Here is a 23,573-nt window from a genome sequence, read left to right as displayed (position 1 = left end):
GAGAATGTGAGTATCGGGAGATAAAAAAGATAGTTATAATGGCATTATCAAATAGTTGCTGATATGAAAAAGGGGAAAGGAGTTTTACAGATTATGAAAAAGAAACAAACCGGAAAAATTATGGCAATGGCATTGACTGCGGCAATGCTGGGAGGCATGTTGGCCGGCTGCGGAAACAATGCGGCAAACGCTCCTGCGGATACGACGCCGGCGCCGGAAACACAGGCTGCGGAATCTTCAGCGGTACAGGAGAGTACGCCTGCAGAGGAAACACCGGCTGCAAGCGGCGAGCAGGTGACCATTAAGGTTGCACATTGGGATTCTTATACGGAGCCTTCCACACAGATGCTGGTGGATGGATTTGAGGCGGCAAATCCCAATATTAAGGTAGAACTGATTGATATCGCATCCGGCGAATATTCCAATAAGCTGACTGTTATGCTGAACGGAGGGAATGATTTGGACGTGGTTTGGGTAAAGGATCCTGACAATACGCCTTCCATCGCAGAAAGAGGACAGCTTGAGGATCTGACTCCTTATATAGAAAAAGACGGCGTGGATATTGCGGCGATGAACGGATCGGACGCCCTGAAGCTGGACGGCAAGCAGGTAGCGCTGCCGGTGAGTACCGGTTTCTATGTACTTTATTATAATAAGGATATTTTTGACGCGGCAGGAGTGGATTATCCCGGAAATGACATGACCTGGACGGAATTTGAGGAGCTGGCGAAAAAAGTGACCAGCGGCGAAGGCAATGACAAGAAATACGGCGCTCTTTTCCATACCTGGCAGGCATGCGTACAGAACTGGGCTGTTCAGGATGGCAAGCATACTATCCTCGATACGGATTACAGCTTTATGAAGCCTTATTATGAAATGGCTCTGCGCATGCAGGACGAAGGAACCGTTATGGATTACTCCACACTGAAAACCGGAAATATCCATTATTCCAGCGTATTCATGGAAGGCCAGTGCGCTATGATGCCTATGGGCAGCTGGTTCATGAGCACTATGATAGAAAAGACAAAAGCGGGAGAAACAAGTGTGAACTGGGGTGTAGCCACACTGCCTCATCCCGATGGAGTGGAAGCCGGATGGACGGTTGGATCCACAACTCCTATGGGTGTAAGCGCCAGCTCCAAAAATAAGGACGCAGCATGGGAATTCGTAAAATACTGCAGCGGCGAAGAAGGCGCAAAGATTTATGCTGACTGCGGCATGATTCCCGCAAGAATGAACGCGGATACGATCAAAGCCCTGGCTGCTCTGGACGGTATGCCGGAAGGACTGGAAGAAGCTCTTCAGACCAAACATGTTGCCATGGATCGTCCGCTCGAAGTACATTCCGCAGAAGTAAACCAGATGCTTGGCGAGGAACACAGCCTGATTATGATTAAGGAATTGTCAATTGATGACGGCCTGGCGGAAATGGGCGAAAGAAGCAAGGAAATTCAGGGCAAGTAATTTGTAAAGAAATCATATCTGCGAAGATACGAAACAGTTACAGCAAATCAACGCGGGGAGGCGGCAGAGAAATGGTGCCGTCTCCCTTTCAAAAAGGAAAATGAGGTATGACTATGGCAGCATCAGGCAAAAGTAAAAAGAAAATGTCCCTGAACCGGAGAAATACACTGGTGGGACTGTCCTTCATACTGCCAAATTTCATAGGATTTTTTATCTTTGTTATGATACCGGTGGCCTTTTCGCTGATGCTCAGTTTTGCAGACTGGGACGGTTTCAACCCTATGAAGTTTGCAGGACTTGACAATTTCGTCGCTATCTTCAAAGACCGGGTATTCCGGGGATCTATCTGGAAAACCCTGTATTTCAGCGCGTTTACTGTATTCTTTTCCATGTGCGCATCCCTTGGCCTGGCGATTCTTCTGAATCAGAGACTGAAGGGAAAGGGAATTTTCCGCTGCGCCATCTTTTTCCCTTATGTGGCTTCCACGGTTGCGGTAGCTGCGGTATGGAATTCCCTGTTTCGTGACATCGGGCCGATCAACTCTATTTTAAGGGCGCTTGGGGTGGCGAATCCTCCCGGCTGGACGGCAAGCACTGCCTGGGTCATTCCGGCTCTCATCATTGTGAACATATGGAAGAACATGGGATACTTTATGATTGTTTATCTTGCGGCTCTCCAGGATATTCCGGAGTCCCTGTATGAAGCGGCCCGCATAGACGGAGCGAATTCCATGCAGTGTTTCCGGGGCATCACTCTTCCGATGCTGACTCCCAGCACATTTTTCGTGGTCATGATGCTTACCATCAATTCCTTCAAAGTATTTGATTTGGTATATCTGATGACGGAAGGCGGGCCGGGCAATGCTTCCACCATGATGAGCCAGTACATTTATAACAGGGCTTTTATCGCCTGGAATTATGGGGAAAGCAGCGCGGCTGCCATGATCCTGTTCCTCATTTTAGGGCTGCTGACAATACTGCAGTTTCGGATGGAGAAAAAATGGGTGAGTTACATGTAGGAAGATGCGGATAATAACAGCGCCGTTTTGTGTGCGGCGGAAATGTGAGGAATGAAATGACGAGAGCGAGAAAACAGACGCTGGTAAAAATAATCAGTTATATCTTATTAATTATCCTGACGGCAGCCACCTTAATGCCTCTGCTGTGGATGCTGAGCGCTTCGCTGAAGACGAATACGGAGGTATTCAGCGCCAATTTCCGATGGATACCTGCGGTGTTCCAGTGGAATAATTACGTGAAAATATGGAGTAAAATACCGCTTGCCACCTTTACCTTTAATACGGTTAAGCTGACTGTCATAATTACTTTTATCCAGGTTATCACCTCCAGCTTTGCGGCTTACGGATTTTCCAAATGTAAATTCAAAGGGCGCGATGTGCTGTTTCTGTGCTATGTGGCTACTATCGCCATTCCCTGGCAGGTATATATGCTGCCCCAGTACAGCATGATGAATAAATTCCATCTGGTGGATACCCATACAGGCTATGTGCTGATGCAGAGCTTTACGGCCTTCGGTGTTTTCCTGATGAGACAGTTTTTCATGTCCCTTCCCAATGAACTGCTGGAGGCGGGGAGGATAGACGGATTGAGCGAATACGGCAATTATTTCCGTATCGCGCTGCCGCTTTCCAAACCCAGTATTGCCACGATGACTATTTTCAGTTTTGTAGCAATATGGAATGATTATATGGGGCCGCTGATTTATTTTAACAGTACTTCAAAAAAGACAATCCAGCTGGGAATCAAGATGTTTATCGGTCAGTATTCTACGGAATACGGACTGGTAATGGCGGCGAGTGTGCTGTCTTTGATTCCGGTGCTGATTATTTTCCTGGGCGGACAGAAATTTTTCGTGCAGGGGATTGCATCCAGTGGGATTAAGGGGTGAGGTGAAACATTCCGTCCCCCTTTCCGCCCGCAGAGGCTATGTGCTGTCTGCACGGACCGGAGGTCCCCCTTCGTTCCACAGCCGGCCCCGGCTATGCAGAGGTCCTTGCAGGGGACGCTTTCGCTCGGATAAACACGCAGCGGTACTAAGGTTGCAGAGGACGCAACCTAAGGACCGGCGTGTTTATGACGCCCCTTACAGGATCCTCAGCATAGCCGGGGCTGGCTGCGGAACGAAGGGGGACCTCCGGTCCGTGCAGGCAGCACATAGCCTCTGCGGGCGGAAAGGGGGACGGAATGTTGCGCAGGTATTGGAAAGGGCGTGTTTGAGGATGAACTGTGGGGGTTCGGAGATTCAAATGCGCTTTTTATATAATGTGGTATGAGGATAGGGAAGATAATAAAGAGAGTGTGGGGAGGAAAATTAAGGTAGTAAGGGGGCGGAAGTTGTGAGAGAATGTAGGTGGTGGGTTTGGGTGGTGTATGATGAGGAAAGCTTTGGGAGGATGGAGTTATGAGGAATTTGGAGAAGTTTTGGTGTAATGATCATTTGGAGGAAGTGGCTGGGGATTGCGGGAGGTATTTTCCCGGGGGGAAAGAGGCTTGTCTGGAGCAGGCGGAGCGTATTCTGAAGAATAGTTTTGTTTTTCAGGAGCATTGGGAGATGGAGCGGACGCATGAGGCGGTGGTTTTTGGGGATAAAATTGAATGGGATGCGGTTCCGTTCGGGGATCCGGAATGGCTTTATGCGTTGAACAGGCATACTTGTTTTTTGATTCTGGGGAAGGCGTGGAGGTATAGGTGCGGGGAGAAGGATGGGGCAGGGCGGAGTAAGGCGCTGGAATATGGGAAAAAGTTTGTGGTGCTTTTGGAGGATTGGCTGGAAAATGCTCCGCTTGCTCCGGAAAGCAGGAATGGGACGTGGCGCAGTCTGGAAGCGGGGATTCGGGTTGAGTTCTGGCTGAAAAGTATGGCTTTGTTTGATAACTGTCCTCTTTTTACGGAGGAAATCCGGGAAAGGATGGAGGCTTGTCTGCGTGAGCATGCGGGGTATCTGCTGGAGGTGAATCTTCCTTTTCACCGGCTGAGCAACTGGGGGATTCTTCAGAATCATGGGCTGCTTCTTCTGGGGCTTTATTTCGGGGAAAATGGCTGGATTCAGGAGGCGGTGAGGCGTCTGGATGAAGAAAGTCATCTGCAGGTTTTCCGGGACGGAACGCAGTGGGAGCAGAGTCCTATGTATCATGGGGAGGTGTTGTACTGTCTTCTGGACAGTCTGCTGCATCTGAAGCGTTTTGACAGGCCGGCGCCGCGCAGGCTTTGGGAGAAGGTGCGGAAAATGGTTTATGCTCTGGCGGCCTGGTGTAAGCCTGACGGGCATATGCCCTGTCATGGGGACAGTGATGATATTGATGCGCGGGATTTGATCGCGGAGGGCGCTGTGCTTTTTAAGGACGGCAGGCTGAAGTTCCTGGCCCATGGGGTATTGCTGGAGGATAATTTTTGGAATTTCAGCTGGGAGGAGAAGGCTTTTTATGACGGGCTGGAGGCCAGGGAGCCGGAGGAGGCGTCATGGGCTCTGACGGACAGCGGAAATTATTTCTTGAGGGATGGTTTGGGAGCGGATTCGGATTATCTGAGGTTTCACTGCGGATGTATGGGGAGCGGGCATGGGCATGGGGATCAGCTTCATGTGGATTATTTTTCCCATGGAGAGGATATTCTTGTGGATGCCGGGCGGTATACTTATGTGGATAATGATATCCGAAAGCGTCTGAAGGAGCCTGCCGCTCATAATACGGTGTGTATAGACGGCGAAAATTTCTGTGAGTGTGTGGATAGCTGGGGCTACAGCCGTATGGCTCTGCCCTGGAAGGGGGAATACTGTTTCCTTCCGGGGATGGGAATGGTATCGGGCGCTCATCTGGGGTATCTGGATAGAGGGGTGCTTCCCGTGCGCAAGGCTGTTTTGCTGGCAAAGGGGCTTGTTCTGCTGTGTGATGCTTTTTATTCCTGCGGGCAGCAGGGACAGGAAGGTCAGCAGGCGGGGGATGCGGCCGGAAATAGGGGGAAAGCGGCTGCTCACAGCTATCAGTCCCGTTTCCATTTTGGAAAACAGGGGATTGCGGAGGCTGAGGACGGTGGTATCTGGTTTCATTCCCCGGGGGTGCAGGCAAGGATGCTGTGCCTTAAGGGGAAGTGCCGTGTGACAGAGGCGGAGATATCCACAGAGTATAATCAGCTGTCGGAAAGCTTTTGTGTGGAAAATACGTGGGAGGCTTCCGGTTTTACTTCTCAGTTTACTGTGGTGGCGGCTGCCGGGGCAAAAGAGCAGCTGGAGCTTTCCGCGGAGCTTCTTCCGGTTTCCATGGTCAGAAATGGCCGGACGCTTTCCGGGGAAGAGGCGGAAGCTATACGGATTGTGAAAAATGGGGCTGAGTATGTGGTGATAGTATGCCATCAGGAGCTGATCAGTGAGGTGGATATATTTACGGCTGGCGGATATGAGTCCTATGGGAAGCTTATGGTATTCACGCCGGAATGTGCGGAGGGGGAGGTCCTTCAGTATTAGTGGGTGTTTGGATTGGTTCGGGAAAGGCAGGGAGATAAGTGGAAAGACCGAATGTGCTGATATTGATGAGTGATGAGCATCGTTATGATGTCTGCGGATTTGCGCAAAATACGGTGGTACGCACGCCGAACCTGGATCGTCTGGCAGAGGGGGCCGTGATTTTTGACAATGCCTATACTCCTTCACCGGTATGTATCCCTGCGCGGCAGTGCATGGCGGCGGGGCAGTATCCGCGTACCTGCGGCGTGGAAAGTTTCGGGGAGGATTTGGAACCGAATTACCGTACCTTTGCCAGAATATTCAGTGAGCACGGATATCAGACGGCAGCCTGCGGAAAGCTTCATCATCTGGGGCTGGATCAGATGCAGGGCTGGAGGTACCGGATAGCCGGAGATGCGGAGGTTGCGGTCAGCTATTACAGGAAGCAGTCGGGGGACGGGGAGGCAGTCTATCAGTTCGATTCCCGTTTGAAGTGGGATGATAAAAAGGAAATTCTGCGGGCGGGACCCGGCAATCCGGTACATGCCAGGGAGGACAGGCTGACAGTGGAGGGCTGCCGGAATTTTATCCATGGATATTTTGTGGACAGCTTTTATGACAGACCCAAAAGAGAGGAACCGCTGATGCTGTATGTGGGGCTTCGGAACCCTCATTATCCCTATATTGCTTCACAGGAATTGTTTGATTATTATCTGAATCGTGTGGAGCCCTATACGAATACGGCTCCATCCTCCCATCCCTTTTTGGGGCGCTGTTCCAATTGTCCCCCGCTGGTAATCGGCGAGGAGGTGACGATGCGGGAGGTGAAGCGCGCCATGGCGGCCTATTATGCCAATGTGGAAACCGTGGATACCCAGTTTGGCCGGATACTTCATTATCTGGAAGAGGCGGGAGAAAACCTTGATGACTGGATCATCCTGTATACCTCCGATCACGGGGAAATGCTGGGAGAACATTCTATTTGGGAGAAACAGCGATTTTATGAAGGGAGCGTCCGTGTTCCTTTCTTTATCCGGTATCCTCGGCGTTTTGCGCCGGGCCGGTGCCGTAAAAACGTGAACCTGATTGATATTTATGCCACTCTTTGCGAACTTTGCGGCAGTCCGGCTCCTGAGGGGCTGGAAAGCCGGAGTCTGACGGGGCTTCTGGAAGGCCGCGGCGAAGACTGGCTGGATGAGACCATATCCCAATGGGGCGGACGTAACCTGATGATAAAAAACGGGAATTTGAAATATCATTATTATGGAGACGACGGTTCGGAACTGCTGTTTGATCTGGAAAAGGATCCGGAGGAAAACAGAGATTTTGGAAGAGAGCCGGGATATGAAGAGCAAATGGCATATTTCAGACGGAGAAGGGAAGAAATTGGATTTTAAAAGGAAATAACCGGTATGGCAAGAGAGAAAGGGCGGGAAGACGGCGCGGAACACTCAAAGGAGAGTGAGCCTGCGGCCGTTTTCCCGCCTTTTTTGTTATTTATCTGTTTCTGTATATTTAGGGATGAGAGTCAGGTTATCCAGCTGTTTTTCCGCTTCTTTTTTCCCGTCCTCATTCAGCTGGTTATAATAATTGAGAATACGCTCCACTTCAGGAGGAAGATCCTTCAGATATTCCCAGCCGAGAAGATACGGAGGGGAGCATTGGAGAATCTCTGCCAGCATTACAATTTTTTCATAAGGAATATTTTTGATTTCTCCGCATTCATATCTCTGGGCGGTGGCCTCTGTGATGTGCAGGGCTTCCGCGATTTGCTTTAATGTCAGATTGAGCATGGTTCGGCGCTCTTTCATACGGGCGCAAAGCAAAGAATTAATATTCTTGGAATTAATATTCTTGGAATTAACATTATCGGAGTTATTATTTTTGGAAGAAGGATTCATGATATCACCATTTTATAATTAATCGTTTGTTTTAGTCCATCAGGGCATTCCGTGTATGTTTGGGAAAAAGGACGCGAAATATATAAACAATATAACATAAACTTACGCAGAAAGCAATAAATGCGAGAAAAGAAACAAACAATTCTAAAATGAAAATGTATTTCAAAAGAAATCGGAACGATATCGAAAGAATTAATTGACATCAGAATAGACACTATGATACTATTAATACGTAATAAGTAAGTTCTGGAGGAGCGGCATGAGTATGACGTATAAAGTGAACGTTATGATCCTGCGGGATCAGGCAGAGAGGAGAGGAATCCGTTCTGTGGAGGAGCTTTCCGAAATAAGCGGAGTTAACAGGGATGTGCTTTTACCTGTATTAGAGGGGAAAAGTCTGCCTTCTTTTGACATCATGCTGAAGCTTGCGTCGGCATTGGAGCTCTCTCCGGAATTGGCCGGAAGAATTTTTTTTGATGATAACTTACGTAATGAGTAAGAAAGAGGAGGACTATGGGGAAGGGAAATGTGTGGGTGGACCTGGCGGGAGAGGGCGGAGTGCCCCTTTTCAAAAAGTTTGCCATGTTTGATTCCGGGTTCGTACCGGCAGAACGAACCTGCAGGGATGCTGCATTATTCAGACGCTGCCGGATATCATCTCTGCGCATGGATTTATTTATCGGAGAACCGGCCGCGGAATTCGGCAGTATGGTTGAGGAAACACCGGAGGGGCTCCATTACAGTTGGGAGAAAGCGGATCGGCTTGTGAAAGTGCTGGAAGAAAATGGAGTATCGCCTTATTTTTCCTGGTGCTATGTTCCTCTGCCGGTTCAGCCGGAAGGCGGGAATTTCCGCAGTGTTCCGGCTGACTGGGAGAAGTACTGGGAAATCATGAAGGATTTTGCCGCTCATTTCAAACAGATGGGTTCTCCGCTGGGTTACCAGGAAATTTATAATGAACCGGTGAATCCGGGTGCTTTTTTTGATGGAACACCTGAGGATTACCATACCTTATATGAATATGGGGCTTTGGGAATCAGAGACGGGGATCCGGAGGCCCTGGTGGGAGGGCCGGCAGAAGCTTTTGTCCTTCCTCCTTCCGAATGCAGGGATAATGCCTCCCGTTTCCTGGATTACATACAGAGAAAAGAACTGCCCATGGACTTTTTCTCTTTTCATACCTATGGTTTTCAGGAAAAGATTTATCTGGAGCGTCTCAGGCTGATGCGGAGTGTGCTGGGCAGAAGAGAATATTTTAACCATGTCGGCATCCACGTGAATGAAATGAATACGGTGCCGCCTCCGTGGCCCTATCGGAAGACAATCCTGGAACAGCAGGCTCTTCTGCCGCAAATCCTGACTGTAATAGAGGATTTTCTGGAAGAGACGGATGTGGAACTGGTACATTGGGCGCAGATGCTGGATTCCGGTGTGGATGCACTGGGGCTGACAGATCATCTGGGCAGGCTCAGGCCCGGTTATTTTGCCTTTGAGCTTTATGCCAGGATGCCGGCAGGACGGGTGGAAAGCAGCTGTGATGACAGGCTGGGCTGCATGGCTTCGGCGGATGAACAGCGTTTTTCTGCGATAGTCTGGAATAAATCGGATGAAGTGGTGGAATTGTCTGAAAGCATTTCCGGGATTCCAGACGGGTTTAGCCAAGTGGATGTGTGTATTGTGGATTCGCTGTTCCTGGACGGGCTGGCCTGGGATCCGGGGCTGCGGCTCCGGCGGTATATGAGCCTGCCGGTAAGCAAAGGTGAAGTCAGGCTGAGCGGAATTCTGCTGGGTATTTCCGATGTGATATATATGGAAGGAAATATGCCCGGTCCGGGGAAAATGACGGTGAATCCGGGACTTCGTATCGGCCAGATCCTGCACTATTATCCGGACCGGTGGAAAAGATGCTATGCAGATTACGATGCGGACAGCGGCTGTGTGTTCCTCGGGGCAAACGGCTGCGGAGGAAAGCTGACAACAGTATCCCTGAAAATACAGGGGGCAGGCGGCAGGCTTAAGATTGTCAGGAACAGAATATCAGGAAAAGCGGATCTGGCTGTCCGCATGGATTATTATACTTCGGAATATGTCAGCGCCGTCCGGTTTGGCGGCATCATGGAAGCGAAGAGTTCCATGGAAGCAGAGCCTTCCCTGGAAGAAGAGCCTTCCAGGGAGGAATTTGGCAGGGGAACGAAACGGCCCGCCGATTATCTGGCGGAGGAAGCGGAGGATATCCTGGATTTGGAGAGGTATGCACCGGCAGGGTGGGAGGGAGAAGGCCTGCTTTCCTTCCTGGCGGCGGATGCATCCGATGACTACAGGGAAGTTATCCGGCTGAAAGCGCCGGTATCCAGGGCTTTCGGAAGCCTGCTTGATTAATAATATAACCAAAAGAAAAAGGAGAGGCTTATCTATGAGAAGAAGAAAAATGACATCCTTACTTGCCCTGGCCATGTCCGCCATTCTGGTATTATCCCAGGCGGGCTGCGGGAGCGGCGGCAAAGATACCGGGGAAAGCACGGCTCCGGCTGCCGCCGGAACACAGGCTGAGATGGCACAGGAGGCTAAAGAGCCGGCGGAAAAGGGAGATCCCTTTGGAAAATACGAAGAACCGGTGAAGATGACAGCCATGACAAGCATTGCCACTACCGCATCGGCTACGGATTATGAGAACAGTCTCTGGAGCGCCAAAATGAGAGAACTGTTTAATATCGATATCGAATATGTATTTCTGGCGGCAAAGGAACAGTATGACGAGAGAGTGAATCTGATGCTGGCCAGCGGGGATCTGCCTGATGTGATGAATGTATCCCTGACACAGATGCATCAGATGATAGAGGCAGGACTGCTTCAGCCCCTTACTGATGTGTATGACGGTTATGTGACGGATCAGGCAAAGGAGGCCATGACAAAGGACGGGACATTTCCTTTTGACGCAGCAACCGTGGATGGAGAGCTGTACGGCATTCCCTGGGTACAGCCCAGGATTGAAACCTGCCATGCCCTTTTTGTGAATGAAAAATGGAGAAAGGACAATGGCCTGCCGGAACCCGACACCTGGGAAAATTTCGAAAAAATGATTTATGCCTTTGCTGATGGGGACCCCAACGGAAATGGGATAAAGGATGAATTCGGCATAGGCCTGACAAAGAAAATCTGGGATACGGGATTTGAAGCGACCAGTATTGCCAATGCGTTCGGCGCGTATCCCAATGCCTGGATCCAGGGGGCGGACGGCAATATAGTATACGGAAGCGTACAGCCGGAGATGAAGCCGGTGCTGGAAAAGCTTGCCCAATATTACAAGGACGGCCTGATCGATCCGGAATTCATCGTAAAGGACTATGATACGGAAGCGGAGCTGGTGACCAAGGAACAGCTGGGGGCCATGTTCGGCATTCAGTGGACAGGCCTGATGGGAAGCTGTCTCCAGTCCCTGTATGAAAATTCTGCGGATCCGGATTCCCTGGAGTGGAAGGTTTACCCCATCCCTTCCGTGGACGGAAAAGAAACCTCACCCGTTGTATATGATTACAGCAGCCAGTGGCTGGTGGTGAGTAAGGACTTCGCCAACCCGGAGGCCGTGGCAAAAATCTGCAACTATATGCATTTCATGGGGCTGGGGCCTCAGGAAACAGGTCCGGAAGGGTATCCGGAGCTGGCCATATCCTATGAAGAATGGGAAAATATGTGGAATAATGATTCTTACCGTCTCTACAGCCCGGAAACGGAGCATGGAAACATAGACAGATGGGAGCACTGGTTCCAGGCCATGGAGGACGGGGACACCGCCTGGATAGACAGCAACTATCTGGCAAAGGATCAGTTTTATGCCATGCAGCGTTTTGCCGAGGATGGATCCAAAATGACCGACAACTTTGGAGAACCCTCCATAAGTGCGGCATCCTGGCAGTTTACCTACAGGCTTTGCGGACAGACCTTTATGTATGCCCTGGATCAGAAAGAGAAAAATAACCTGACCAGCGATCTTCGCGGTTCCTTCGTATCGGAATCCATGATAGAAAACCAGGCGGTGCTTGAGGATTTGGAAATCCAGACCTTTACCAACATCATTACCGGACAGTCGCCCGTGGATGAATTTGATTCCTTTGTGGAGCAGTGGAATGCGTTGGGAGGGGAAATGATCACCCAGGAAATCAACGAATGGCATGAAAGCATGAGCGGCCAGTAAGAAATAAGAGTGTCCGGACGGCGGCAATAACCGCTGTCCGGGACAGTACGCAGGCAACGCATTCCAAGGAGGCAAAGCATGAAGGAACAAAAGAACATTATAATTACGAAACGCCGGCCTGCGCAGCGTCTGAAACAGAGCATGCCCTATTATCTGATGCTGCTGCCCGGCATGGTACTGCTCTTTATTTTTAACTATCTGCCCCTCTATGGCTGGAAGATTGCTTTTCAGAAATTCATACCGGCCAAAGGACTGTTCGGAGATCAGAAATGGGTGGGACTTTACTGGTTTCAATATATTTCAAAATATCCGGATTTTATCAGGGCGCTGCGTAATACACTGATGATTTCCCTGGGAAAGCTGGCTTTGGGAATCCTCATTGCCATTCTTTTTTCCATACTGATAAATGAAATAAGAAATTCAAGGCTGAAAAGAACCGTGCAGACGATTGTATATCTGCCGCATTTTCTGTCATGGATTATACTTTCCGGGGTATTGATTGATATTCTTTCCCCATCCACAGGCATTGTCAACAAGCTTATTATGGCCTTTGGCGGCCAGTCGGCTTTCTTTCTGGGGGATAACCGTTTTTTCCAGGGAACCATGATTGTGACGGATATCTGGAAGGAGTTCGGCTTTAACACAATTGTTTACCTGGCTGCCATAACGTCCATCGATCCCAGCCTCTATGAATCGGCGGTGATGGACGGAGCCAACCGGCTTCAGCAGATCATCCACATTACGCTTCCCGGAATGCTGCCTATCATCATGCTGATGCTGCTTTTAAATATAGGTTCGGTGATGAATGCCAACTTTGACCAGATTTTCAATCTGTACAGCCCTACGGTCTATAAGACCGGTGATGTGCTTGACACTCTGGTATACCGGATAGGTCTGGTCAATGCCAATTACTCACTGTCGACGGCGATAGGCATTTTTAAATCCATGGTATCCATGCTGCTTGTGGGAACCTCTTATTACAGCGCTTATAAATTTGCAGGTTACCGGATTTTCTAAGGAGGAACAGCCATGCCTATTTCAAAGGGAGAAAAAATATTTAATATAATCAACAGCATCTTTCTGACAGCAGTGGCCCTGTTCTGCCTGGCGCCCATGATTTACATGCTGGCGGTATCCTTAAGCGATAATGCCCAGGTAGTGGCAGGGAATGTGACCTTCTGGCCGAAAAAATTCACCACGGCTACCTATGAATATCTGCTCAGCTATAAGGCCTTCTGGAAATCCATGGGGATTTCCATCACGCGGACGGCGCTCTCACTTGTACTGACGCTTTGTTTAACTGTCCTTTCGGCTTATCCGCTGTCCAAAAGTCCCGGGAAGTTTTATGGACGAAGTATTTTTGCCTGGTACTTTTTTATCCCCATGCTGATAAACGGCGGGTTGATTCCCACCTATATGATAATCAGCAGGCTTGGGCTTATCGGAAGCCTGTGGGCGCTGATTCTGCCGTCGGCGGTTACGGTATTTTATGTCATGCTGCTGCTGAATTTTTTCCGCGGGCTTCCGGAGGAACTGGAGGAGGCCGCCCTGCTGGACGGCGCAGGGCAGTGGACTATCCTTGTCAGGATTTTCCTTCCGCTCGCGACACCGGCGCTGGCTACCATAGCTGTTTACTGCAGCCTGGCCCAGTGGAATGAATGGTTTAACGGCATTATTTATATGAAGACGCCGTCCCAATATCCATTGATGAGTTATCTCCAGGCTACGGTGCTGAATGTGGATATGGAAAGCCTGTCCGCGGAGGAGCAGATGAAAATGGCCTCCATCGGGACGGATACTTATCAGGCGGCCCAGCTTTTTATAGCGGCGCTGCCCATGCTTTGCATCTATCCGTTTATGCAGAAATATTTTACAAAGGGGTTGGTAATGGGAAGCGTAAAAGGGTAATATGAAAGGGAAAGAATGAGATTGCTGCCATTTCACAAAAAGGCATATGGGAAAGAAAAGGGGGAATCAGATGAAACCGTTGGAAGATTACAGTGATATCAGAGGTTTTTGCTATTCAGGAGGATACCGGGTTCTGGAGGAACAGCTGAAGAGGGAACTGGGATATGCGGGGAGCCTGCGGCTTAACAGCGCCAGAATCTGGCTGTCGGAACGGGAATACAGGAAAGCTCCCGGGGACTTTTTAAAAAAGCTTTGTACCTTTGTGGAAACGGCATGGGAAGCCGGCATCAGTACCATGCCTATTCTCTTCAATGGAAATGGGTTGGATCCGGGAGATTTGGAACAGGGATATGAGGAATATGCAGACAGATATGTGAAAGACGTGGTTCAGGCTCTGAGGGGAGAGCCGGGGCTGATCATGTGGGATGTAATGAATGAACCCTCCTGCAACGACTATATTTTGGAAGCGGAAGGAGAGGAACGGAAAGCCCGCTGGGAAAAGGTAAATGAATTCCTGCGCCGAAGCTGCGATAAGGTCAGAAGGCTGGATAATGTGAATGCGGTTACCATCGGCCATACCTATATGAGCGACGTGGAAGATACGATCGGTGAGGTGGATGTTTTCAGCTTTCATGATTATCTTCCTGTGCGCAGGCAAATCGAAGAAAGCTACCTGGCTGCCGAAGAACTGTCTGTAAGAACAGGGAAACCCTTTCTCAACAGTGAACTGTGCTGTCTCTGCCGTGCCAATCCTTATGATCTGGCCCTGGACATCTGCCGGGAGCATCATACCGGCTGGTATTTGTTTGAACTGATGATTACTGGTTACTGGTCGGATGTACATGGAATTTTTTATCCCGACGGAACGGTCCGGGACCCTTCCATTCCTGCGGCCGTCCTGGGCTTTCGCAGAAAAAGGGATGAGGGAATGGTATTTCCCAATGCGAATAAGGAAGGATATGCACAGCGCGGCGTGGCCATGGTACAGGAAGCTTTGTCGGAAAAAACAAAGGTTTTCCGGGCGGGAAGGAAATCCCTTGATGAGGTACTGGAGGCTGCAGAATTCTGCGCCAACCTGCTGGAAGCCTGCGAACTGGTTCCTATGTATGATCCGCCTACGGCACGCATAGCCCGTATCCGAAAAGCAGGGGATGAGAGGGAAGCCAGGAAGCTGGCTTATGAACTCGCTCTTCTGCTGCAGGAAAAGTGCCAGCTTTTGTGACATGAGGAGAGAAGAAAGGAGGGGCTGCGAATGAAGAGAAGATGGACGGAGGAAGAAGCATGGGCGTGGTATACTGCCCGTCCATGGATTTCCGGGTTTAATTTTATCCCCAGCGGTTCCATGACCGGGAGCCTCTGGCTGTTCCAGGAATACGGCCATAAAGAAGCCTTCCGGGACGCCGCAAGGGAAATTGCGCTGGCAGCGGAGCTTGGCTTTAACAGTATCCGCATGGTTCTGCCTTTTGAGGTATACAGGCAGGAAAAGGAAGCTTTTTTCATCCACATGGATGAATTCCTGGAACTGCTGTGGGAATATGATATTACGTTGATGCCCGTGCTTTTCGGTGACTGCTGTGTGCCCCGGGAAAAGTACAGGGCACCGCGCCTGGGGCCGCAGCCGGAACCGGTTCCCGGCTATTTCGGGGGAAGCCCCGTGACACCCTTTGACGACAGCACACAGTCCGGGGAAAGCATAGGCTACAGCATCACCGACGATCCCGAAAACCGGCCTGTAATTGAGGAATATATAAAAGAACTGGCTTCGCGGTACGGACAGGATCCACGGATTCTGATGTGGAATGTATGGAATGAAGCCGGCAATTCCGGCAGGCTGTCCCGATCCCTGCCCATGATGGAGGCCGTATTTACCTGGCTGCGTGAGGAGGATGTGATGCAGCCCCTGACAGCGGACGTATGGGGAGCCGGTGCCGACAATCCCTACGGCTGGCTGAAAAAGCCCGGAATTTATGCGGAAATAGAAGAACATTCCATAGCGCTTTCGGATATTATCACCTTCCATTACTATGGTGATTATACCCATTCCAGACAATACGTTGAGTTCCTGCGCCGGTTCAACCGTCCGCTGATCAATACGGAATGGCTGCACCGCCCCTTCCGCAGCCTGATACAGACCCATCTGCCCATGTGGAAAAAAGAAGGAGTGGGAAGCTATTTCTTCGGCTTTGTCAATGGAAAGAGCCAGTTTAATTATGTGTGGGAATTTATCAAAAATCTGCCGGATATCGACACCTTCCTTTGGATGCATGATATTTTCCATGAGGATTTCAGACCTTATGACAGAGAAGAAATAGAGGTTATCCGCGAATGCAACAGGGATAAAACACTGCCCGAAAACATTGGCAGAATGAAGCGGAGTTGAGAAAAAGAACAGATTAGGCAGGAAAAACAGGAATCATTGCCATTAACAGGAAATTCGATAAACCGCCGCAGTGACCGGAACAATGGCATGCGGCGGTCTTGCTTTGATGAAGTACTTTTTTTGCCTTTCAGAAGATATTAAAATGTAGATTTGTTGTTGCAGTATGGGTAATAACATGCTAAAGTAAATACAAGCATAATTTTCTATGAATCCGGGCTTATACGCCATCTATTTTCTCTATTCTATTCAGAAACTCTATGCTTACAATCCATTTTAAACAAGCAGGAGCTGCTGAACGGAAGGTGATTATGCCCTTAATCTATTCCAGTAAGCTGGTGCAGATACCGGTTCTCCGCTTCGTGGTATTCTATAATGGGACGCAGGAACAGCCGGAAAGAAGGGTGTTAAGACTGTCCGATGCGTTTGAAAAGAAGGTGTCCTCCCCCGAACTGGAAGTGACGGTGACGATGCTGAACATCAATCCCGGAAATAACCGGGAGCTGATGGAGAAATGCAGAACGCTCAGGGAATACTGTATGTTTGTGGAATGTATCCGAAAATATGCGGAACAGATGGATATAGGGGAAGCAGTAGAGCATGCGGTGACGGAATGTATCCGAAATGACATACTGGCGGATTTTTTGTCCGCGCAGAGAGCGGAGGTTATAGCGATGTCGATATTTGAATACAATGAAGAGGAAGAAATGAAAAAAATCCGTGCCGATGAATTCAGTGTAGGCAGAGAAACCGGGAAAGCAGAAGGAAAAGCGGAGTTTGTGATAGAGCTGCTTGAGAATCTGGGTGAAATACCGGACAGTCTGCGGGAGAGAATTCTTTCAGAATCCGATCTTTCGCTTCTGAAAAAATGGTTTTCAGAAGCGGTCAAAGCCAAAACAGTCGGGGAATTCATGGAGCAGGCAGGCCTGTCAGAAAACACCTGAGTGCCGGGAATCCCGCTCTATTGAATGGCATGGCAGGCTGAACTGTAACATTTTTATAAAAAAATAAGGGTGCCGACAAAAAATATTGTCGATGCCCTTAATTATACACAGTTTGACCCTGAAGTGAACGGAAAGGCAGTTCTGCCGGCAGCTTCTTATGGGCATAAAAAGGAGAACGGAAGATGAAGATTACCTGGTTTGGAACGGCCTCTATTTTACTGGAATCGGAAGGAGAAAAGCTGCTGTTTGATCCCTTCGTACAGCTGGCGGGAGGGAGCAACCCCAATTCTCTTGAAGATTTCCCCGCAGATACGGATATCTGTATTACTCATGGTCACGTGGATCATCTTTTTTTCCTGCCGGATCTTTTGGCGGAGCAGGATATTACCGTATATGGAACAAAAGCGGTTATGGATACTCTGGAAGGCTGGGTGGAAGAGACCGGTTCTCTTGTGCAGGCGGAGCCAGGCTGCAGCTGGCACATTGGAAATATGAAGATTACCATGCTGAAAGGACAGCATACAAGGTTTACTGCCCGGATGGTGCTGCGGAAGCTGATTAATCCCCGGCTGTTCCGCTATTTCAGGAATACCCTGTTTTTAGCCTGGGCACATCCCAAATTTCCTGAAAAGGGAGAAACGGTTGTCTATCAGATTGATGCGGAAGGAAAAAGGATTCTTTTGCTGGGCAGCATGGCCCTGGATAAGAATACGATATATCCGACGGATGTGGATCTCCTCATACTGCCTTTTCAGGGAAGGGAGAATATGGCGGAAGCTGCAATGAAGATTGTGGATGAACTGAAGCCCCGCCGTATCCTGTTGGATCACTTTGACGATGCCTTCCCGCCGGTATCGGAAGACGTGGACACCAGACCCTTTAAGCGGGCTATTGCCCTGAAGCATCCGGAAATCAAGGTGGTAAAGCCCAGGGCGGGCAAACCTGTGGCAGTATAGATTTCCAATAAATATACTAGGGCGCTGATGGCTTCCTGAAAATTCTGTACACAGAAGGATTTTCAGGAAGCCAAATTATTCTCTAAGCTGTGTTATTTCTGAATCAAAGTATATTTTAACTGCCTGGAAGCAATACCAAAAAAGGAATTCGGCATTCTAAAAGGCAGAAAAAGTTCATAAGAAAAAAGAGAAAATGCCATATTCCGGTATGCTTCCTTATAGTAGGGGAAAGCTTTTATCAGACAGTTTTTATTTTGATGAAGCAGTATCGTATAATAGTTCTGATGTTTCGTTTTTTCAGGATTTTTATCAATATGCTGAGAAATGTAAAATTTGTAAAATAAAGGGTATTTCCCTTGACAAATAATCTGTTTATGATACTATGAAATTAGTAATGATTACTATTATTTAACATAAACCAACATAAAGGAGGGCTGTAAGGATGCTAGAAGGAAAGACAGCGGTTGTAACAGGGGGTATCAGGGAAATGATGGAACCGATTATTAATGCAATCCCGCTGGGAAGAATGGGGCAGCCGGAAAAAATCTCCAGTGCCTTCCTGTTTTTGTCCAGCAATATGCCGTCTTACATCACAGGGGCTGTGCTTTCCGCAGACGGCGCTGCCATGACCTGATCCGGCAGCAAAATAAATCAGTATATATAAAAACGGAGGAGTTTAAGAATGAATACAATGATTTTCAGAGATATGTCCTATGGCGTTTATGTAACCACCTCATTGGACGGAGACCGCCCTGTGGGATGCATCACCAACAGCATTATGCAGATCACATCGGATCCGGCTACCATTGCGGTAAGCGTGAACCATGACAACTACACCAATTCATGCATTGCCAAAACCGGTAAATTTGCATTCTCCATTTTATCAGAGAATTCGGATCCTTCCCTGATCGGAACCTTTGGATTCCAGAGCAGCAGGGAAGTGGACAAATTCAAAGATGTGGATATGGAAATGGCGGCAGGACTGCCGGTAATAAAAGATTCCTGCGGCTATGTAGTCTGCCGCGTGATTGATACCATGGAAACCCAGACACACACTGTTTTCCTTGGAGAGGTCATTGAAGCCGAAAGCTATGGCAAGTCAGACAATGCCATGACCTATGCTTATTACCACAAAGTAGTAAGAGGCAAAGCGCCTAAAAATGCACCTACCTATCTCCCGGAGGTGGACGGAAAAGACACCCCTTCAACAGAAGAGAAGAAGACCGGAAAATGGGTCTGCCAGGTATGCGGTTACGTATACGAAGGCGATGAACTCCCCGCAGATTTCAAATGCCCTGTCTGTGGCCAGGGAGCGGATAAATTCAAAAAAGTGGAATAACCTCCGGGCTTTAAAATCGGGTATAAGGTTGACATCATAAAGCGAATCACATATTCTAAGGATAGTATCCGGACAGGACGTACCGGATACTATCCTTATTTTTTTGAACCGGATCCGCCTTCAACATTCCGGTCATCATATTAAGGACTGAACAATGAAAGAAACAGGAGAAAAAGGATGCAAAAGAGAATCCAGTATCTGGACATAATCAAAGTGATTTCAATTTTTCTGGTAGTTTTCTGCCACTTTGTCCTGCTTGCGGAAACCATACCGGCCAACATTTTTATGGTAGCCTGCTGGTCAGGAGTCCCCATGTTTTTCATGGTAAACGGAGCCCTGCTTTTTACCAGGCCCCTGAACCTGTCAAAACACATCCGCAAAACCCTTCTTATCTACATAGTGCTCGTACTCTGGAAACTGATTTACCTCTTTTCCATAGGCGCCCTGTGCCGGGTACCAGTGGCTGATTTCGGTAAAAACCAGATCCTCCTGTACCTGTTCGCCTTCGGCAGCCTGGAAGGCATAGGAACAGGACACCTGTGGTTCATCGAAGCACTTTTAGCCGTATACATACTATTTCCCCTGTTCCGAATCGCCTATGATCACACCCATGGAAGAAAAATCATTCTGTTTTTCGCCGCCTACGGCATTCTGATGACCAACGGCCTCACCGGACTGCAGATGCTGCTCGATGCCCTCTGCGCCCATGGCCTGCTTGGCGTATATTCCCTGGAAGGATTGGAAATACTCAATCCATTCGGCACCTACGCCAACATGCTCGGCTTTTTCCTGTTCGGAGCCTGGCTTCACACAGCCCCGACCTTTTGCGGCAGCCTCACCAGACAGCGCCTCCTCGGCCTCCTGTCATCCCTGCTTGGCCTCTCCGGAATGTGGGCCGTAAAGACCTATACCAGCCAGAACCCCGCCTGGGACGGAATCCTCCTCGTACAAGGCTACCGCCACCTCCCGGTTGTATTCCTCGCAGCAGGCATTTTCCTAATCTGCAAAGACCTCACCATCCCCCGCCCCATCCCCCAAAAAGCAATTACCGCCGTTGCCAAAAGAACCCTTGGAATCTACTATCTCCACTGGATCTTCGGCTGGATGCTGGTCCCCCGCCTGGCCCTCCTTTTCCCCACCTTCTCCATCTGGACCAACCTCCTCAAAACCCTGCTCCTGATCATACCAGCCCTCCTCCTCACCCTCCTCCTCGAAAAAATCCCCATCCTCCTCCATATGGTCACCGGCTGATTAATTAATTATTTAATTATTTATCTCATAACTTTCCGGACTTGCATTGCCGTCAGCCTTGTGTCCCTGCGGCTCTTGGCCCGTCCTGTTATGTGCCGTCGCAGGCTGCCGCACTGCAAGGATTCCTGTAAGGGCCGTATAAATACGCCGGTCCTTAGGTTGCGTTCTTTGCAACCTTAGTACCGCTGCGTAGTTATCCGAGCGAGAGCGTGCCCGCCCAGGAACCTTGCAGTGCGGCAGCCTGCGACGGCACATAACAGGGCGGGCCAAGAGCCGCAGGGACACAAGGCTGACGGCAATGTAAGTCTCACGAATTAAACGTGACAAAAAAAGCCATTTTTGGGAATTTGATTCCCTTTTGTGCTTATGATATAATAACTCATAGCGCCGGCCCCCAATCGCTGCAATCCCAGAATGCGTTTACGGCAGGCCGGCAGGATAATAAAAACAAGGGAAACCGAGTTAACATTTTGACAGCTCTTCCTAACAAATAAGAGTTGCGGAATGTACTGGTTCCCGGATAAAATGAAAGGGTAAAGTGAAGCAGGCCTGCAGACTTTACAAAATGATCCAACAACTTCACAGGATGGACGCAAGCTTCACTGCCTTTTGCCGCGTGTTAAAGCACGCAGAAGGAGAGCAGGATATGGACAAACCGGTATTGGTAATTCTGGCAGCAGGAATGGGAAGCCGTTACGGCGGATTGAAACAGATTGACCCTGTGGACGAACAGGGACATAAAATTATTGATTTCTCCATGTTTGATGCTGTCAGGGCAGGATTTAAGAAGGTCGTTTTCATTATCAAGAAAGAAAATGAAAAGGATTTCCGGGAATGCGTAGGCGACAGAGTCAGCAAGCATATCGAAGTGGAATATGTATTCCAGGAGCTTACCAAGGTTCCGGAAGGCTTCAGCATTCCGGACGGCAGAGTGAAGCCCTGGGGAACAGCACATGCGATTCTCTGCTGCAAGGGTGTAGTGAACGGACCTTTTGCAGTGATTAATGCAGACGATTATTACGGAAGAAGCGCTTTCCAGACATTATACGATTTTCTTACCACGCATCAGGACGACGAAAAATACCGTTACGCAATGGTAGGCTATGAACTGGGAAACACCCTTACAGACAATGGTTCCGTAGCCAGAGGCTGCTGTGTGACTGATGAAAACGGATTCCTGAAGACGATTGCCGAACGTACCAAGATCGTAAAAACGGCAGACGGCGCTGCTTATACGGAAGACGACGGAGCCACCTGGGTTCCCCTTCCGCTGGACACTCCTGTTTCCATGAATATGTGGGGCTTTTCCGCAAGCATCCTGGATGAACTGGAGAGTGCAGTCAATAACTTCTTTGCGAACGAAGTGCCGAAGAATCCCATGAAGTCGGAGTGTTTCCTTCCCATTGAAGTAGATAAGCTTTTGCAGCAGGGCAAAGCCACTGTTGAGGTTCTTTCTTCCAAGGACAAATGGTTCGGAGTAACTTATAAAGAGGATAAGCCCTTTGTTATGGAATCCATTGCAAAGCTGAAAGCAGATGGTGTTTATCCTGAGGTTTTATGGTAATTTTAGAATGATTAGATGCCGTGTTTACGGCGGACAGGCGGAAAGGGTGAAGGAACTTTTTCCCCTTCCTGATAACAGCGATTTTAGTCGCAGATAGGAGCAGCCATGGCAATTTTAGTAACAGGCGGTGCCGGTTATATCGGCAGCCATACGGTAGTGGAACTGCAGAATGCAGGGTATGAGGTAGTTGTTTTAGACAACCTCAGTAACTCCAGCGAAAAATCTTTACAGCGTGTAGAAGCGATTACAGGAAAGCACGTACCTTTTTATAAGGCGGATATTCTGGACAGAGATGCCCTGAATGAAGTATTTAAGAAAGAAAAAATTGATTCCTGTATTCATTTTGCAGGACTGAAGGCAGTAGGCGAATCAGTTGCCAAACCGTGGGAGTACTATGAAAATAATATAGCGGGAACCCTGACTTTGGTGGATGTAATGCGTAAAGCCGGTGTAAAGAATATAATATTCTCATCCTCCGCCACTGTTTACGGGGATCCGGCCTTTATTCCCATCACTGAGGAATGTCCGAAGGGGCAGTGCACGAACCCTTATGGCTGGACAAAATCCATGCTGGAGCAGATTCTTTCCGATATCCAGAAAGCGGATCCGGAATGGAATGTGGTACTGCTTCGTTATTTCAACCCTATCGGTGCCCATAAGAGCGGAACGATAGGAGAAAATCCCAATGGTATCCCTAATAACCTGATGCCTTATATTACTCAGGTTGCGGTTGGAAAGCTGAAAGAGCTGAATGTATTCGGAAATGATTATGATACGCCTGACGGAACCGGTGTCAGGGATTATATCCATGTGGTGGATCTGGCAAAAGGCCATGTGAAGGCGCTAAAGAAAATCGAAGACAATTCCGGCCTGAATATTTACAATCTGGGAACCGGAAAGGGTTACAGCGTTCTGGACATCGTAAAGAATTTTGAGGAAGCTACCGGCGTTAAGATTCCTTATGTAATCAGAGACCGCCGCCCCGGTGATATCGCAACCTGCTATTCTGACGCGGGCAAAGCGGAGGCGGAACTCGGCTGGAAGGCAGAATACGGTATTAAGGAAATGTGTGCCGATTCCTGGAAATGGCAGTCACAGAATCCTAACGGCTACGAGGATTAAGCGTCCGTTTCTATCGTAAAACAGGGCTTTTTATTGATATGTTTCATAGTGACAGGGTATCCTGGTTTGAATTACCAGAATACCCTGTCTTTTTTG

20 protein-coding genes are annotated in these 23,573 nt (G+C 48.9%); 19 read left to right on the top strand and 1 reads right to left on the bottom strand.

Annotation, left to right across the window (positions count from 1 at the left end):
* The first annotated feature begins 93 nt into the window (after window positions 1–93).
* The 5 genes from BLA28_RS18910 (at window position 94) to BLA28_RS18890 (ending at window position 7,320) form a co-directional block, all read left to right on the top strand.
* A complete protein-coding gene (locus tag BLA28_RS18910) occupies window positions 94–1,464 on the top strand; it encodes an ABC transporter substrate-binding protein (RefSeq protein WP_069157941.1) in 1,371 nt (456 codons plus the stop codon).
* Between the two features lie 113 nt (window positions 1,465–1,577).
* Window positions 1,578–2,483 (top strand): carbohydrate ABC transporter permease, encoded by a 906-nt coding sequence (locus BLA28_RS18905; protein ID WP_009251637.1) that lies wholly within the window; start codon window positions 1,578–1,580, stop codon window positions 2,481–2,483.
* Between the two features lie 56 nt (window positions 2,484–2,539).
* On the top strand, window positions 2,540–3,373 hold the full coding sequence (locus BLA28_RS18900; RefSeq protein WP_009251636.1) for a carbohydrate ABC transporter permease: 834 nt from the start codon (window positions 2,540–2,542) through the stop codon (window positions 3,371–3,373).
* A 513-nt stretch (window positions 3,374–3,886) separates the two neighbouring features.
* Window positions 3,887–5,944: an alginate lyase family protein gene (locus tag BLA28_RS18895; RefSeq protein WP_069157596.1), complete on the top strand. Its 2,058-nt coding sequence runs from the start codon at window positions 3,887–3,889 to the stop codon at window positions 5,942–5,944.
* Window positions 5,945–5,982: 38 nt separating this feature from the next.
* Complete coding sequence (locus tag BLA28_RS18890; RefSeq protein ID WP_069157595.1) at window positions 5,983–7,320, top strand: sulfatase-like hydrolase/transferase; 1,338 nt, start codon at window positions 5,983–5,985, stop codon at window positions 7,318–7,320.
* A gap of 96 nt (window positions 7,321–7,416) precedes the next feature.
* Here the strand turns inward: BLA28_RS18890 and BLA28_RS18885 are convergent, their stop codons facing one another.
* Window positions 7,417–7,824, bottom strand: a complete 408-nt coding sequence (locus BLA28_RS18885) for a helix-turn-helix domain-containing protein (RefSeq protein ID WP_069157594.1) — start codon at window positions 7,822–7,824, stop codon at window positions 7,417–7,419.
* Between the two features lie 265 nt (window positions 7,825–8,089).
* Between BLA28_RS18885 and BLA28_RS18880 the strand changes: the two genes are divergently transcribed.
* The 14 genes from BLA28_RS18880 (at window position 8,090) to galE (ending at window position 23,477) form a co-directional block, all read left to right on the top strand.
* Window positions 8,090–8,323 (top strand): helix-turn-helix domain-containing protein, encoded by a 234-nt coding sequence (locus BLA28_RS18880; protein WP_081330061.1) that lies wholly within the window; start codon window positions 8,090–8,092, stop codon window positions 8,321–8,323.
* Between the two features lie 14 nt (window positions 8,324–8,337).
* Window positions 8,338–10,203, top strand: coding sequence for a GH39 family glycosyl hydrolase (locus tag BLA28_RS18875; protein WP_069157593.1), 1,866 nt, complete (start codon window positions 8,338–8,340; stop codon window positions 10,201–10,203).
* A gap of 34 nt (window positions 10,204–10,237) precedes the next feature.
* Entirely contained in the window at window positions 10,238–12,016 is a 1,779-nt protein-coding gene (locus tag BLA28_RS18870) for an extracellular solute-binding protein (RefSeq protein ID WP_069157592.1), read from the top strand.
* Window positions 12,017–12,094: 78 nt separating this feature from the next.
* Window positions 12,095–13,033 carry an ABC transporter permease gene (locus BLA28_RS18865; protein WP_069157591.1) on the top strand — a complete coding sequence of 313 codons (939 nt, stop codon included), beginning with the start codon at window positions 12,095–12,097 and terminating at the stop codon, window positions 13,031–13,033.
* A 12-nt stretch (window positions 13,034–13,045) separates the two neighbouring features.
* The gene (locus tag BLA28_RS18860; protein ID WP_009251627.1) at window positions 13,046–13,924 is read left to right on the top strand and encodes a carbohydrate ABC transporter permease; all 879 of its coding nucleotides are present in this window, start codon (window positions 13,046–13,048) and stop codon (window positions 13,922–13,924) included.
* Between the two features lie 70 nt (window positions 13,925–13,994).
* Window positions 13,995–15,146 (top strand): cellulase family glycosylhydrolase, encoded by a 1,152-nt coding sequence (locus BLA28_RS18855; protein WP_169897268.1) that lies wholly within the window; start codon window positions 13,995–13,997, stop codon window positions 15,144–15,146.
* A gap of 30 nt (window positions 15,147–15,176) precedes the next feature.
* Entirely contained in the window at window positions 15,177–16,304 is a 1,128-nt protein-coding gene (locus BLA28_RS18850) for a cellulase family glycosylhydrolase (protein WP_069157589.1), read from the top strand.
* Window positions 16,305–16,612: 308 nt separating this feature from the next.
* A complete protein-coding gene (locus BLA28_RS18845) occupies window positions 16,613–17,245 on the top strand; it encodes an RpnC/YadD family protein (RefSeq protein WP_242880598.1) in 633 nt (210 codons plus the stop codon).
* Between the two features lie 182 nt (window positions 17,246–17,427).
* Complete coding sequence (locus tag BLA28_RS18840; protein ID WP_069157588.1) at window positions 17,428–18,201, top strand: MBL fold metallo-hydrolase; 774 nt, start codon at window positions 17,428–17,430, stop codon at window positions 18,199–18,201.
* Window positions 18,202–18,643: 442 nt separating this feature from the next.
* On the top strand, window positions 18,644–18,835 hold the full coding sequence (locus BLA28_RS18835; protein ID WP_069157587.1) for an SDR family oxidoreductase: 192 nt from the start codon (window positions 18,644–18,646) through the stop codon (window positions 18,833–18,835).
* A 48-nt stretch (window positions 18,836–18,883) separates the two neighbouring features.
* Window positions 18,884–19,540, top strand: a complete 657-nt coding sequence (locus BLA28_RS18830; protein ID WP_069151059.1) for a flavin reductase — start codon at window positions 18,884–18,886, stop codon at window positions 19,538–19,540.
* A gap of 177 nt (window positions 19,541–19,717) precedes the next feature.
* A complete protein-coding gene (locus BLA28_RS18825; RefSeq protein WP_071699284.1) occupies window positions 19,718–20,791 on the top strand; it encodes an acyltransferase in 1,074 nt (357 codons plus the stop codon).
* A 646-nt stretch (window positions 20,792–21,437) separates the two neighbouring features.
* Window positions 21,438–22,355 (top strand): nucleotidyltransferase family protein, encoded by a 918-nt coding sequence (locus BLA28_RS18820; RefSeq protein WP_009256242.1) that lies wholly within the window; start codon window positions 21,438–21,440, stop codon window positions 22,353–22,355.
* 105 nt (window positions 22,356–22,460) lie between these two features.
* Window positions 22,461–23,477, top strand: a complete 1,017-nt coding sequence (gene galE, locus BLA28_RS18815; RefSeq protein ID WP_009256241.1) for a UDP-glucose 4-epimerase GalE — start codon at window positions 22,461–22,463, stop codon at window positions 23,475–23,477.
* Window positions 23,478–23,573: the final 96 nt, after the last annotated feature.

The sequence above is a fragment of the Eisenbergiella tayi genome (assembly GCF_001881565.1).
Classification (GTDB): Bacteria; Bacillota; Clostridia; order Lachnospirales; family Lachnospiraceae; genus Eisenbergiella; species Eisenbergiella tayi.
This window is presented reverse-complemented; position numbering and strand designations above follow the sequence as displayed.

Coding starts and splice junctions, on each gene's coding strand:
- BLA28_RS18880 (WP_081330061.1), top strand. CDS start 8,090: ATGACGTATAAAGTGAACGTTATGATCCTGCGGGATCAGGCAGAGAGG.
- BLA28_RS18825 (WP_071699284.1), top strand. CDS start 19,718: ATGCAAAAGAGAATCCAGTATCTGGACATAATCAAAGTGATTTCAATT.
- BLA28_RS18870 (WP_069157592.1), top strand. CDS start 10,238: ATGAGAAGAAGAAAAATGACATCCTTACTTGCCCTGGCCATGTCCGCC.
- BLA28_RS18895 (WP_069157596.1), top strand. CDS start 3,887: ATGAGGAATTTGGAGAAGTTTTGGTGTAATGATCATTTGGAGGAAGTG.
- BLA28_RS18850 (WP_069157589.1), top strand. CDS start 15,177: ATGAAGAGAAGATGGACGGAGGAAGAAGCATGGGCGTGGTATACTGCC.
- BLA28_RS18830 (WP_069151059.1), top strand. CDS start 18,884: ATGAATACAATGATTTTCAGAGATATGTCCTATGGCGTTTATGTAACC.
- BLA28_RS18900 (WP_009251636.1), top strand. CDS start 2,540: ATGACGAGAGCGAGAAAACAGACGCTGGTAAAAATAATCAGTTATATC.
- BLA28_RS18845 (WP_242880598.1), top strand. CDS start 16,613: ATGCCCTTAATCTATTCCAGTAAGCTGGTGCAGATACCGGTTCTCCGC.
- BLA28_RS18840 (WP_069157588.1), top strand. CDS start 17,428: ATGAAGATTACCTGGTTTGGAACGGCCTCTATTTTACTGGAATCGGAA.
- BLA28_RS18820 (WP_009256242.1), top strand. CDS start 21,438: ATGGACAAACCGGTATTGGTAATTCTGGCAGCAGGAATGGGAAGCCGT.
- BLA28_RS18910 (WP_069157941.1), top strand. CDS start 94: ATGAAAAAGAAACAAACCGGAAAAATTATGGCAATGGCATTGACTGCG.
- BLA28_RS18875 (WP_069157593.1), top strand. CDS start 8,338: ATGGGGAAGGGAAATGTGTGGGTGGACCTGGCGGGAGAGGGCGGAGTG.
- galE (WP_009256241.1), top strand. CDS start 22,461: ATGGCAATTTTAGTAACAGGCGGTGCCGGTTATATCGGCAGCCATACG.
- BLA28_RS18855 (WP_169897268.1), top strand. CDS start 13,995: ATGAAACCGTTGGAAGATTACAGTGATATCAGAGGTTTTTGCTATTCA.
- BLA28_RS18905 (WP_009251637.1), top strand. CDS start 1,578: ATGGCAGCATCAGGCAAAAGTAAAAAGAAAATGTCCCTGAACCGGAGA.
- BLA28_RS18885 (WP_069157594.1), bottom strand. CDS start 7,824: ATGAATCCTTCTTCCAAAAATAATAACTCCGATAATGTTAATTCCAAG.
- BLA28_RS18835 (WP_069157587.1), top strand. CDS start 18,644: ATGCTAGAAGGAAAGACAGCGGTTGTAACAGGGGGTATCAGGGAAATG.
- BLA28_RS18860 (WP_009251627.1), top strand. CDS start 13,046: ATGCCTATTTCAAAGGGAGAAAAAATATTTAATATAATCAACAGCATC.
- BLA28_RS18865 (WP_069157591.1), top strand. CDS start 12,095: ATGAAGGAACAAAAGAACATTATAATTACGAAACGCCGGCCTGCGCAG.